The 12,084-nt window shown below is 67.1% G+C and carries 11 protein-coding genes; 2 read left to right on the forward strand and 9 right to left on the reverse strand.

Annotation, left to right across the window (positions count from 1 at the left end; translation table 11 throughout):
* Positions 1-70: 70 nt before the first annotated feature.
* From V6U82_RS22450 to V6U82_RS22460, 3 genes are read right to left on the reverse strand one after another with little or no spacing between them, the layout of a single operon-like run.
* Entirely contained in the window at positions 71-1,291 is a 1,221-nt protein-coding gene (locus V6U82_RS22450) for a tyrosine-type recombinase/integrase (RefSeq protein ID WP_334464211.1), read from the reverse strand.
* Positions 1,291-1,488, reverse strand: a complete 198-nt coding sequence (locus V6U82_RS22455; RefSeq protein ID WP_091099625.1) for an excisionase family DNA-binding protein — start codon at positions 1,486-1,488, stop codon at positions 1,291-1,293. The genes V6U82_RS22450 and V6U82_RS22455 overlap by 1 nt, the downstream gene beginning before the upstream one ends.
* Entirely contained in the window at positions 1,485-3,053 is a 1,569-nt protein-coding gene (locus V6U82_RS22460) for a replication initiator (RefSeq protein WP_334464215.1), read from the reverse strand. The genes V6U82_RS22455 and V6U82_RS22460 overlap by 4 nt, the downstream gene beginning before the upstream one ends.
* 1,309 nt (positions 3,054-4,362) lie before the next feature.
* Between V6U82_RS22460 and V6U82_RS22465 the strand changes: the two genes are divergently transcribed.
* Entirely contained in the window at positions 4,363-5,418 is a 1,056-nt protein-coding gene (locus V6U82_RS22465; RefSeq protein ID WP_334464217.1) for an IS110 family transposase, read from the forward strand.
* A gap of 49 nt (positions 5,419-5,467) precedes the next feature.
* Here V6U82_RS22465 and V6U82_RS22470 read toward each other — a convergent pair whose 3' ends face one another.
* The 4 genes from V6U82_RS22470 to V6U82_RS22485 all read right to left on the reverse strand — a co-directional run bounded on the left by V6U82_RS22470 (position 5,468) and on the right by V6U82_RS22485 (position 9,665).
* Positions 5,468-6,241 carry a hypothetical protein gene (locus V6U82_RS22470; protein WP_334464219.1) on the reverse strand — a complete coding sequence of 258 codons (774 nt, stop codon included), beginning with the start codon at positions 6,239-6,241 and terminating at the stop codon, positions 5,468-5,470.
* A 46-nt stretch (positions 6,242-6,287) separates the two neighbouring features.
* Positions 6,288-6,554, reverse strand: coding sequence for a hypothetical protein (locus tag V6U82_RS22475; protein WP_334464221.1), 267 nt, complete (start codon positions 6,552-6,554; stop codon positions 6,288-6,290).
* Positions 6,555-7,530: 976 nt separating this feature from the next.
* Positions 7,531-9,036, reverse strand: coding sequence for a restriction endonuclease (locus V6U82_RS22480; protein ID WP_334464223.1), 1,506 nt, complete (start codon positions 9,034-9,036; stop codon positions 7,531-7,533).
* A gap of 407 nt (positions 9,037-9,443) precedes the next feature.
* Entirely contained in the window at positions 9,444-9,665 is a 222-nt protein-coding gene (locus V6U82_RS22485) for a winged helix-turn-helix domain-containing protein (RefSeq protein ID WP_334464225.1), read from the reverse strand.
* Between the two features lie 699 nt (positions 9,666-10,364).
* Here V6U82_RS22485 and V6U82_RS22495 point away from each other — a divergent pair.
* The gene (locus tag V6U82_RS22495; RefSeq protein ID WP_334464229.1) at positions 10,365-10,538 is read left to right on the forward strand and encodes a hypothetical protein; all 174 of its coding nucleotides are present in this window, start codon (positions 10,365-10,367) and stop codon (positions 10,536-10,538) included.
* A 324-nt stretch (positions 10,539-10,862) separates the two neighbouring features.
* Here V6U82_RS22495 and V6U82_RS22500 read toward each other — a convergent pair whose 3' ends face one another.
* The gene (locus V6U82_RS22500) at positions 10,863-11,162 is read right to left on the reverse strand and encodes a hypothetical protein (protein ID WP_334464231.1); all 300 of its coding nucleotides are present in this window, start codon (positions 11,160-11,162) and stop codon (positions 10,863-10,865) included.
* Positions 11,163-11,324: 162 nt separating this feature from the next.
* On the reverse strand, positions 11,325-12,084 hold a 760-nt coding region (locus V6U82_RS22505), incomplete at its 5' end, for a ricin-type beta-trefoil lectin domain protein (RefSeq protein WP_334464233.1).

The raw sequence follows: 12,084 nt of genomic DNA on the forward strand, positions 1-12,084 counted from the left end.
AGCGGCCCTTCATAGGGCCGCTGTCTTGTAGGCACGGCTCGTACAGCAGCGAAGTACAGCAGTAGCCGCCTCACCGGTCGAGTGCGCTGCCGAGCCGCTTGAGGGCGTCGCGGGTGGCCGCCGAGGAGACCACCGTGTAGATCTCCATGGTGATGGCGAACTGGGCGTGCCGGAGGATCTGCATCACCGCCCGGGGGTGGACGTCCAGGTCCGCCAGGAGTGAGGCGCAGGTCCGCCGGGCGTCCCGTACGGTAATCCGCCGGACGCCGGCCGTGTCGCAGCGACGGTCCCAGAAGCGGTTGAAGTTGCGCGGCTCGACCGGACGGCCGTAGCGGGTGGTGAAGATGAGGTCCGACGGCTGCCAGGCGGGGCCGGCGGCGTCGCGGGCGGCGGTTTGCGCGACACGGCGGCGGCCGAGAGCCACGGTGCAGATGTCCGGCAGCGGCAGGGTGGCGTCCGAGGCGGCCGTCTTCGTCTCCCGGTGCAGCAGCTCGGCACCGACCCGCTGGGGCTGCCGATCGATGGTCAACTCCCCCGCGTCGAGATCGACGTCAGCCCAGGTGAGCCCCAACATCTCGCCCTTGCGCAGACCGAGCACCAGGACCAGGACGTACGCGGCGTAGAGCGGGTCGTCGTCGGCTCGGGCCGACTCCAGGAAGCGCCGCGCCTCGTCGCTCGTCCACGCCTTTTGCTTGCGCTTCCGAACCGGGGGCAGCTTCACCAGGGACGCCACGTTGCGGGTGATCAGCCCTTCGGTGATGGCCTGGGACAGCAGCGTCCGGAGCACGGTCCGCAGGTGGGTGACGCTCGTTGCCGAGGGCAGATCCTTGCAGCAGCGGCCGAGGGCACAGCAGCGACGTTGGGCGGGCTTGCGCCGCTGGTCCTTGCCCTGGGCACAGCACTGGCAGGTCCGCCCGACCTCGTTAATCCACGTCTGGACGTCGCTCACCCGGAGCTTGTCGAGCCGCTTCCGGCCCAGCCCTGGCACGAGGTAGAGCCGGACCACCACCTCGTAGGTGACGTAGCTGCCCGGGGCCAGGTTCGGCTTGACGATCTCCCGCAGCCAGTAGCCGGCGTACTCCCCGACGGTCGGGGAGCGCGTCGCCACCGGTCCGCCCTTGGCCTGTCCGTGCAGCTTGATCCACTTGTCGTGGACCTCCTCGCGGGTCTTGCCGTAGACCCACTTCCGGCCCCGCTTGCCGTCGGGCTTCTCGACCCAGACGTACGCGGCGAAGCCGTTGCGGTACGGGAAGATCGAGCCTTCGCCGTTGGCCCTGCTGCGTCCGGGCATCAGGCCGCCTCCTGCCGCTCGACCTGGTCACGGATGTACTCGTCGACCCATTCGGGGAGGATGCGGCGGTACTTGCCGTCCTTGATGGAGCGCAGCTCGCCGGTGGCGATCTTCATCTTGACCTTGGAGATGCCGAAGCCGAGCAGAACGGCGACCTCGGCGGGCGAGTACCAGCGCGGGGTGAGGTCTCTGCTCATGCGGCGGCCCCGACGAGCCAGGCTTCGTGGGCGAGTTCTTCCCGGCCGATGCGTCTGGCCTGCCGGCGCTGGGCGGCGGCGGTGTTGGCCAGAAGCGCGTCGCCTTCGGTGAGCCACCCGGAGCCGGCGTAGGTGAGAACGCCAACCGTCACGGCGTCGATGGGGTCGTCGTCCTCGGCGCGGCGGAAGGTCGCGCGGATATCCCGGAGCAGGCCGAAGGTGACGGAGTAGCGGCGGGCCTTGGTGAGGAAGTGACCGCCGAAGCCGAGCATGTGCGCCCAGCGACGCAGCCCAGCGTAGGCGTTCGGTTTGGTGTCAAGGCTGCCTTGACGGTCGTCGGCCGTTGCGGCGCCGCTGGCGGTGTCGGTGCCGGCGGGCCGTCCGAGGTGCCAGCAGGCGTCGATGAGGCGGGCGAGGTGGTCACCTTCCGGATCGGCGTAGTCGTCGACGGTGGCGGGGGTGAGGCGGGTGGACTGGTGGCCGGTGGCTTCGGTCGCCTTGGTGGCGTACTTGGCCAGGTAGGCGGCCACCTTGCCGTCGGTCAGTTCGCCGCTGGCGCTGTTGATACGCCGGACGTCGACCTGCTCGCCCCACGTCACCACCCAGCCGCGTTGCTGGTCGGGGTGCGGGGGCGTGGTGACGGTGATCTGACGTGCGGCGGCGTGCACGGCTGCCTCCAGGTCGCCGACGGTGATCCCCACAGGCGGTGGCACGAGCGCGTCCGGCTCGTCGGGGGCGACGCCGTCGAGGCGCAGCAGGACGTGGAAGTGAACGGCTGCCCGGCGCTGCATCTCGGCGACCTTCCCGTGCGACACCCGAACCGGCGGCAGCCGGCGCATCCTGCCGGAGTCGGTGACGACCTGGACGAAGGGGATGCCGCGTCTGCGGCAGAGGCCGGCGAGGTGCCGTTCGATGGCCTGCTTCGTGCGCCGCCACAGCTCGCCCGAGAAGTAGTTCCAGACGACCTGGTGGCCGTGGTCGTAGCAGTCCAGGCACAACGGCTGCCCAAGCCGCGGATCGTCGGCGTCGTGACGGGCGAAGCACGCCGCGGGCTGCCCATGCTGGCAGGTGCCGACGGTGTGGCGGGCACGGCAGGGAGCCGGACGGCAGTCGCAGCGCTGCCGGGTAGCGCAGGTGTGGCGGGGAACGTGCCGGTTGTGGACCGCGCCGAAGGACGGCGCGGTGAAGGTGGCGAAGACGACCGGGTGCCGGCCTACCGAGGCAGGGACGCCCTTGCCGCCAGTCAGGCCGCAGCGCACGACCTGGTAGGCGTCGCCCTGGTAGACCCAGGCGCAGTCGGGGCATTGCGATTCGCGGCGGTTGCCGCACGCCTTGTAGAGCGCCCCGTCGGGCAGCTCGTCGGTGTGCTGCTCGCCCAAGACCCGGCCGGTGGCTCGCTCGACAGCGGCGATCGTGCCGGTAAGGCGGACCGGACGGGCGCAGCCGCCGGCGGTGCGGGTGTGCTCCATCCAACCGGAGAACTCAGGCATTGCGGCACGGTGCAGGGCTTGGGCGTCACGGCCGCTCGCAACGCCGGGACGGAACAGGTCGAGGGGTGTGGACACGACTCTCTCCTCACGGGGTGGCAGGGACGAAAGACGAAGCACCACCAGCCGTGGACGTCTGTCCGCTGGTGGTGTTCGTCGTGTCTCCTGGCACCGCCGAAAGGGCGGCTGACGCCGGAGGGCGGATGGCTGGTGATGCCAGTTCCCGCCGAAAGGTCATGTCCTTTGCTCTCGTGGACTCGGTGATGAGGGCCGGCACAGGTGGGGAGCCTGGGATGTCGGCATCCGGCGGGTTGCCGCAGGCTGCCCCCACCCGTGGAGGTGAACGAATCCGGGCCATCGTGGACGGCAGCAAGGCCGTACTGGGCCGCTCAGCGGATTCGGGGAACCGGCACAGCGGCCGGCGCGATTGAGAGCCGGCGGGACGTGGCCTGCATCAGCGGCAGGAAGGCCGCTCGGCATCTCCGACATCGAGTCCAGCGATCCGGCAGGAAGGCCGCGCTGGCATGCTCGACGAGCGCCAGACTAGCACCGGGTACCGACACGTCAACCCGCCGTGACCCCGCAGCCAGGGCGGACCGACCGGCTGCCGGCTGCCGACCTGCCGGCTGCCGACCAGTGTGGGAGGACTTTCTGTACGTCTATCAAGGCGGCCCTGAGCGGGCCGCACGCGCCGCCGCCTGGGCGCGCGTCGGCCGCTGCCGCTGTCGCTCGGTGGCCATCGCGCCTGATGCCCGGCGGCTCGCGCGGAGAGCGGGGAGCCCGTAGGGCCGCCGCAGAACGACAGACCGTCGACTGGTGAGGGGGTGGGCCGGCAGCCGGCGGGCCGCGCGGCCACGAGCCCGCGCGGCGTGGGGGAGCGCACGCCGGCCGCGTCGGCGAGCTGGCGGCGGTCACGGGGTTGCCGTTAGTGCGCCTCCGGCGGGGGCACTCCGGCTCCAGGATGGCGGGGCTCCGCCGGCGGGTCCAGGTCCGCGGGTGGTTGCGTAGGCCATCCCGCCTGCCCTCGACCCGGGCAAGCCGAGCAGACCGCCGCCCGACCCGCCAGCGTCCGAACCTGCGTCAATGTCCGCTTGACATGGCGGGCCGGGCGGCGGCCCGCTCCCCAGGAGGGCGGGTCGACGGCAGACAGTGAGGATGGTGAGGTGGGTCGCCGGGTTGGTCTGACTCACCGGCAGACCGACGTTGCTGTCCTCATCCCGATTCGTCGGCCGGCTCGGTGGCCCCGGCAGCTGCATGTCACCGGTCAGGCGTCGTGACTTAATAGGAGCCTGTGCGAGAGGCGCCCACCACTGTGTTGTCCGCATCGCCTGACCGGTGACGTGTCCACGTGTTCTCGACTCGACCGAGAAGGGCGGACCTCACCAGCATGGCAGCCAAGAAGCGATCGGTCATCGGGGGTATCGACACCCACCGCGACACCCACCACGCCGCCGTACTCGACAGCACCGGCGGACTCCTCGGCGACGCCGAATTTCCCGCGACCACCGCCGGCTACGCGGATCTCCTGGCCTGGATGCGCTCCTTCGGCCGGGTCACGGCCGTGGGCGTGGAGGGCACCGGCAGCTACGGCGCCGGCCTGGCCCGCTACCTGACCAGCAAGAAGACTCCCGTCATGGAGGTGGACCGGCCGGACCGCCGCGCTCGTCGCGCACAAGGCAAGTCCGATCCGATCGACGCTATCGCCGCCGCCCGGGCAACCCTTGCCGGCACCGCCATGGGCACCCCGAAGACCCGCACCGGGCCGGTCGAGGCTATCCGCGCCCTCAGGGTCGCCCGCCGAGGCGCGGTCAAGGCCCGCACCGCCGCCCTGAATCAGATGCGCGGCCTGGTCGCCGCCGCCCCCGAGCCCCTGCGAGCCCACCTGACCAAGGTCAGCGCCGCCACGCTGGTCAGCCGGTCCGCTGCACTGACCTACGACCCAGCCAGACTCCACGAACCCGAGCACGCCACCACCGCAGCCCTGGTCGGCCTCGCCCGCCGGGTCACCACCCTCACCGAGGAGATCACCACCCTCGACCGGCAGGTGACCCCCATCGTCCAGAAAGCGGCACCCCACACCACGGCCCTATTCGGCGTCGGCCCCGACGTCGCCGCCCAACTGCTCACCACCGCCGGCGACAACCCCGACCGGCTGCACTCCGAAGCGGCCCTCGCTCACCTCTGCGGCGCCGCACCCATCCCCGCCAGCTCCGGACGGGTGCGCCGGCACCGCCTCCACCGAGGAGGCGACCGCGGCGCCAACCACGCCCTGCACACCATCGCCCTCTGCCGCCTGCGCTACGACCCACGCACCCGCGCCTACCAGCAACGACGCATCACCGAAGGCCTTAGCAAACAAGAGATCCTGCGCTGCCTGAAGCGCTACATCGTCCGCGACGTCTACACCGCCCTACGCGCCGACTTCGCCGCCCTCGCCCCTTGACCTCCATAGGAGCATCGGGATGGAGCAAGTGCGACTCGTCGTGCTCCGCTCAGTCCTCGGAATAGCTGTCAAGGAGCTGCGCGGCTACGGCTGGCGGGAGGATGGTTGACCAGATAATTTCACCGGGATCAGGCTCCAAGCCTGCCACGCCACTAGGCTCCGGCATCCAACTACTGGGATCTACGCCAGGGACCGCGTTGATGATGACGGCGAAGATCTTAGGGTCCGCGACGTTTTCGGTGCCGACTACTAGATAGGTCTCGCCATCAGCAGCCCTGGCCAAGGCCGTCAGGCTGTAGTTATGGAACTCTGCCTGGTAGGCGTAACCGCTACGAAGGGATCGCGCGATTAGCTCACAGACGATCCTACGGATTTCTTTTTCCCAGGCGGACGCATGTTCTAGTTCTAGGCGTTTCCAGTCCCAGTCTGCGGGCAGCCATTTGTCGGATGAGCCGCCCTCGCGCTCGACAGCGGCAGTAAGGGCTGCGTAGAAGTCGGCGGGATCGCCTTCGCGTCGATATCCGGCAGCGCCGACCCACCACGGAGCAGCGCGGACCTGCGGACCCGCATCCGTGTGGTCCGCTTCTGGAAGACGAGTTGCGGCCCCGCGCCAGCGGCCTGTCTTGACTTTGAACCACACGCGGTCTTTCAGGGTGACGACCCTCTCGACGCCTCCAGCCGCGTGCGCTTCGGGCAAGCGTTGAGCCTCTGCTATTAGGTCATGATCAAGGTCGCAGAGGGGTTCGGTGATAGGTGGCACTCGAAGCTCGAGATCCGCCATGCAGGCACGCGTTGGTCGGACGGGCTTGGTCTCACCGCTCATTCCGTGAGTTTAGAGCCCAAGCCCGTCCAAAGCCAGACATGTGTTTTCAGCTAGCGTCAGGCATGCCGCCGTACTCATCGAGCTGCTCGACTGGCACACCAGTAAGGAGTGAGACAGCGGACTTCGATGAGCCGTCAAGTCGGCTTAGAGCGGCTCGAACGCCCTCGTTGATCTCACTGCGGTGCGCCTCGATGTACTCGCGCACTGCGGCGTCTACAACATCCTTCTTGGCCTTGCCCAGGAAGTGAGCGGCGTGAGAGATGAGTTGATCAGTACCAACGTCGACCTTGATGGGAGCGGACGTAGCAGCCATGGGGCCCCCTTCCAGTGACCTACAGTACCTCGGTACCAAAGTACCCGGCAACACCTGCCATCTAACGATCCAACGATACCGAGTATGAGCAGATGCGGCGACCGGGTTGCAAGGATCTGCGCCACACATGGGATCCAGGCATGAGGCAGCGGCATCGCGGCCTGAAGTCGGCCCTGCTCGACGCCGGCCTTCGGTGCCAGTTGAGGAAGTCCGTCCAGGTGAAAGCGGACAGCGAGGATCGGTCGCACTCGTACTATGCTTCTCGCGCCCGTTGGGTGCGGAGCATCGCGTAGCGACGCGAGAAGCATAGTACGAGTGTCAAGTCTCGGGACATCCGGGTTACGCTCACCGCCCGTTGGGTGCGAAGCATCGCGCAGCGACGGTGAGCGTAACCCGGATGTCAAGCGACAAGTCGGCCCTCTTGACCGCTTCCGCCCAGGTGCTTCGGGAATTTTGGGCAGCATGAAGCCTCGCAGCGCGGGCACCGCTACGCTCGCGCAACGCAGTGAACTGCGCGAGCGTAGCGGTGCCCGCCGCGCGGATAGCAGCAGGCGCGCCGCGCGTCTAGTGTGATGTACGTCATGTGATCGACGCGGCTTGAGTGCCGAATCGAGTAGTAACTACGGCAGCAAGTGACGCCCGAGGTGGGTCGGCGTGTCGGCAGCGTTATGGAGCAGTTGAAGGCTGGGCAGTTAGCCAAGAGGCCAGCCAGCGACTGGAGCGGACGATCGCGGGACGCGGGCTCTCAGGATGGGCCGCGAGGATCAGGCGTTGATCAACAATCGCGACCGACTGGGCAGCAAGCAGGTTAGCTCTGCTGCGGCAGATTCGTGAACCGTGCGCGGCAGCAGTGCCTGACAGCAGCCGGCCGCGACGAGGGCAGCGGCCCAAGGTCGCAGACGTCATCGGACTTGCCGGGTGGAGCGCATAGAACTCATGAGCGTGGACACACCATCCGGCTCAGATGAGGATGCCGCTATGTCAAGTCGGCCCTGTCCCAGCCTGGCGGAAGCTTCTCCAAACCGATTAGGGCGTCCAGGCCGAGATGCTCTTTCAACATGTGCTTGAGGTTGCGACCCTCAATAATTTCGATTCGACCATTCGCGGCGGCGAAGTCGCGGCTCGCCTTGCCCACCCATGAGGTAGTTACTAATACACCCTTGGCGGCCCGCTTATGATCCATTACTCCAGCAAGTGCGTGGACGGCTTCGAGGCCGACGATTTTGCTGTAGCGCTTAGCCTGGATGATGCAAAGCCCGCCAACGATTGGATCTTCATTGACAGCGACGCCATCGACGCCTTCATCCTTGGAAGCCTGCGTTACCCAGGACTTCATTCCGATGTTTTCGAAGAGTCGGCGGATCAGGTGCTCGAACTCTCCAGGTGAAAGTGTAAGTAAGTCCGTACGGCTATCCAGGCCGGCGACGACGTCCATCTCGTCAACAAACTTATACCTTGAAAGGTCAAAGGACACCACTGGTCTGACGCCTTCTAGGTCGTAAGGATGCGGGGAAACAATGGCGTTCAGGTGACTGCGGAGGCACAGCACCGGGTCCAGTTCCGGCTCGTCGAGCTGCACCACGGCAAACTTGTCCCGCTCGGCGCCTACGCTCATTAGCAACGGACGCATGGCACGGCCAGTCGCCTTGTCCTTAGTTGAGACGTAGCCATTGAAGACGATGCCGGTCACGAGGTCCGGAGACGTCGCGTCAAAAACTTCAGCAATGGTCCGCAGCGTCAACCGTGCAAGTAGATCGCCATACAGCTTCTTAGTCTGAGTTTCCTTGCGGGGTACGGCAACCATTCCCTTCGCCGTCGTGTAGCGGTAGGCAACGACGGTTGGCACGACATTTTGGAGCGGTAGTTCGTACTCGATCAACAATTCGCGGGAAGCTGGGTCATAGTGCGCTGCGGCCTTGCCTGTCAACCCCTCCGGGTATTGAGACTGCGCGAGGACGTGTTGTAGACGCTCGACAAACGCGGTTGGTCCGCCGTTCGCTAACACCGCCGTAAGTTCGAGGACAGACGCGGCAGCCCGCCGGTTCCTCCGGCTCAGCAACTGCGCATACTCGGCAACCCTTGCGCTGACGGCCTCCGTCCGAAACTCAGCCTCGGTCAACTTGCGGGCGTGTGCTTCCCGCTCCGCCAGGCGCTTCCCGGCGGTCGCCCCCTGCGCCTTCGCGCGGGCATCAGCGGCTTGGCGTCGCTCCTCAGCACGCTCGCGTTGGGCGACCTCACGGGCCGCCTTCGCCGCTGCTTGATCGGCCAGACGCTTCGCCTGTACCTCATGCCTGAGCCGCGCTGCCTCAGCCTTCTTTGCCTCGGCCTCGGCTTGCTTAGCCTCGCGGCGTGCCTCCGCTTCTTGGCGCTTCTGCTCGGCAACTGACTCGCGGTGCCAGCGCGCCTCTGCTTGCGCTTGGAGCTTCTTGGCCTGCTTTCGAGCGTCCAGCACCTGCGCTATGAGTCCCTTACGTCGCGCCATGCGTCCTCCGAGGCTCCACGCTAGACAGACATGACCGTAACCCATTCATGACTCAGTGAAAAGTCTGCAGTACTTTGCGTGGTTGAGGTGCCGGTGGTGCGGCGCAGAGCGGCGAGAGGGCTGCTCCGCAGCGGTCCTGTAGCGCGGACCCTTGGCGAGTTGCCAAGCCACCAAAACCCTCAGGATCGCGGACGGAGCAAGCACCCCACGGAGCGCTAGGCGTTGGTGCCGCTGGCCCGAAGGGCAAGCTATTAGGCGCTATGCCTTCCAGCACCCGGGCTTACAGGTGCGACCCTGGAGGCGAGGGCAGCCGCAGACAACCGCCCCAGGGCCCAGTCTCGGTGGCCCTGCCGTAGCGACGCATAGAGCTTGTCAGCAGGGCGTCACGCGGAAGCGAACCAGACTTATCACGGAAGCGGATTAGCGACGTAAACGCCCTTACCCTGCCGGCCGTCGATCAGGCCCTCGGCTTTGAGTAGGAGCATCGCGGCCCGGATCACGGTGTTGCTGACCTCGTAATGCTCGCAAAGGGCGGCGAACGAGGGCAGCTTGTCGCCCGGCTTCAACTGACCGGAGCTGACCTGCTCGCGGATATCTCGGGCAACCTGTAGGTAGGCAGCTTCAGACATAGGTGGTGCTCCCAGCTTGGCGGCTGGTGCAAGCAGACCACACCTCCCGCTCGACTTACAACGCTATGTGTCGTAGCTGTTGACCCTGTGCACATTGCGTCCTAAGTTGCTCGTGGGGCTACCCAGCTTGGCGGCCGGGTCGTCCTGCCGTGGGTGCCCTGTCTCCGGACACGGCTGACCGGGTGCCCACGGGATCCCAAGCGTCGGCGGGAGGCGTGATGACCAGACCGAACGATGCAACTGATGCGATCGCGGGCGCCTTGCCGGATACCCCCTACCACCAGAGGCAGGACAACAGCCGGCGGCGCGTCTCTTACGACGAGTACGTCTTGGCGGTGGCGCTCACCCTAGCCCGCCGGCACCGACCTGTCTGGTCATGGCAGCACTGGCGGCGCATCTGCCGCTGCGGCGGCGACCTGCCCTGCCGGATCCGTCATCCCATCCCGATCAACCGCGGCCACTGGCCGAGCCAGGACGCACCCCGATGACGACGCACCTCCCAGTCACACCGGCATGGACTTGCGGCGGCTGCGCTGCCGACTGGCCCTGTCAGACGCGACGGCGCGAGCTGCGAGCCGAATACCACCGTGCCCCGGTGTCGCTTGCCCTCTACCTGGCCGCCCAGCTCGTTAACGCCGCCCAGGACCTGGCCCACGTGCCCGCCGGCCACCTGCATCACCGATTCCTCGGCTGGACCCGATGAGCATCCTGCGATCCGGCGACGAGAAGTTCCACTACAGCGACGGCTCTCACAAATGGACCCCGCCAGACCCGGACTACGACCAAGAGGTCTGGGAGGAACAGGTCCGCCAGCACAAGCAAGGCCACCTCCGAAACGAGCGTCCCAAGGTCCGCATCCAACGCCTGATCTAACGCCAGCAGTACAGCAGCGAAATACAGCAACCATGTCAGCCAAACGAGACCGAGAAGCGCATCAGCAGGCCGGATGACCTCGAACCGCACCCGATCCGGCCGCCTTGCCGGCAATCCATAGGTTCAGGGTTCGAGTCCCTGGCGGCCCACTCAGCAGCACATCTGACCTGCGAAAACCTCGGCCGAAGATCATCGGGCACAACCAGGCACAACTCAGGCATGATCTTGGTTGGCGGGATGATCGAACGAGCGACGGAACCGGGCCGCCGCGCTGGCAGCCGAGTACCGCACCGAATTGCTCGTCCCATGACCTCCCGACACGGATCAGTCGTGCCGGGCGGCGACCTCCAGCAGACCTTCGTAGAACTCGACGAGTTCGGTGTCGCTCGGGTCGATCGCCCGTAGGCAGCGGGACACGCCCTCCGCGAGCGCGGCGGCGATTCGCTCGGCTCGGTCCGGTTCCAGGTGCGGCAGCCTCAGCAGGCTCATCGCCCGGGCGGGCCACAGATACGTCTCCAGGTCGTCGTCCTGAAGCATCCCGGCGGGCACCGCCCTGACGATGTCCGCGTAGACGCGGCCCTGGATGTACCACTCCCGGTCGGCGTCGAAGATCACGATCATCATTGCCGTCTCCGCTCCCCCGCGCGCCGGCCGTCTGACACAATTCGGTCCAGCCTAGTCCTCATCCTGTGTGGACTCGGGTCGCGACCGCAGAGACGCGACGGGCGGGCCCGGTGATCGCGTTCACACCGGGCCCGCCCGTCGCGCGCCTTCCGTACGAGGAGGTCAGCTCGCCGCGACGAGCTGGAACCGCTGGTTGGCCTGGCCGTTGCAGTCGTAGATCTGCACCTGCTGGCCGTTGCCGGTGCCCCAGACGTCGAGGCAGCGGCCGGACTGGACTCCGGTGATGGTGCCGTTGGAGTTGACGTTCCACTGCTGGTTCGTCTGCCCGTTGCAGCTGTAGATCTGGACTGCCGAGCCGTTGCCGGAGCCGGCGGCGTCCAGACACATCGAGCCGTACACGGTCAGTTGCCGGCTGGAGGTGTGGGTCCACCGCTGGTTGGTCTGGCCGTGGCAGTCGTAGAGCTGCACCCGGGTGCCGTTGCTCTGCGACGAGTTCGGTACGTCGATGCACCGGCCGGACTGGCTGCCGACGATGCGGCTGGCACCGGTGGTCGGCGGCGGCGTGGTCGGTCCGGCGGTCGGGGTCGTAGTCGGGGTCGCGGTCGCCGTCGGCGTGGGGTTGGGCGACGCGGAGTTGAGGACGTTGAGGACCGAGTTGTACGCGGCCTTCTTGTTGCCGCTGCCGTCGAACAGCAGCGGGTTCTCGTTGGAACGCCAGGAGTCGCTGTCGCGGACACCCCACACGGTGATGCCGATGCACCGCGGCACGTTGATGCACGCCTGGGTCAGCCCGGCGTACTGGCTGGTGGACGAGTTGGTGACGTCGACCTCGGTGAGTGCGACGTCGACGCCGAGGGCGGCGAAGTTCTGCAGCGTGGTCTGGAAGTTGCCGGGCAGCGAGCTGCCGCCGGTGAAGTGGGTC

The sequence above is a fragment of the Micromonospora sp. CPCC 205554 genome, from assembly GCF_036902745.1.
GTDB classification, from domain to species: domain Bacteria; phylum Actinomycetota; class Actinomycetes; order Mycobacteriales; family Micromonosporaceae; genus Micromonospora; species Micromonospora tulbaghiae.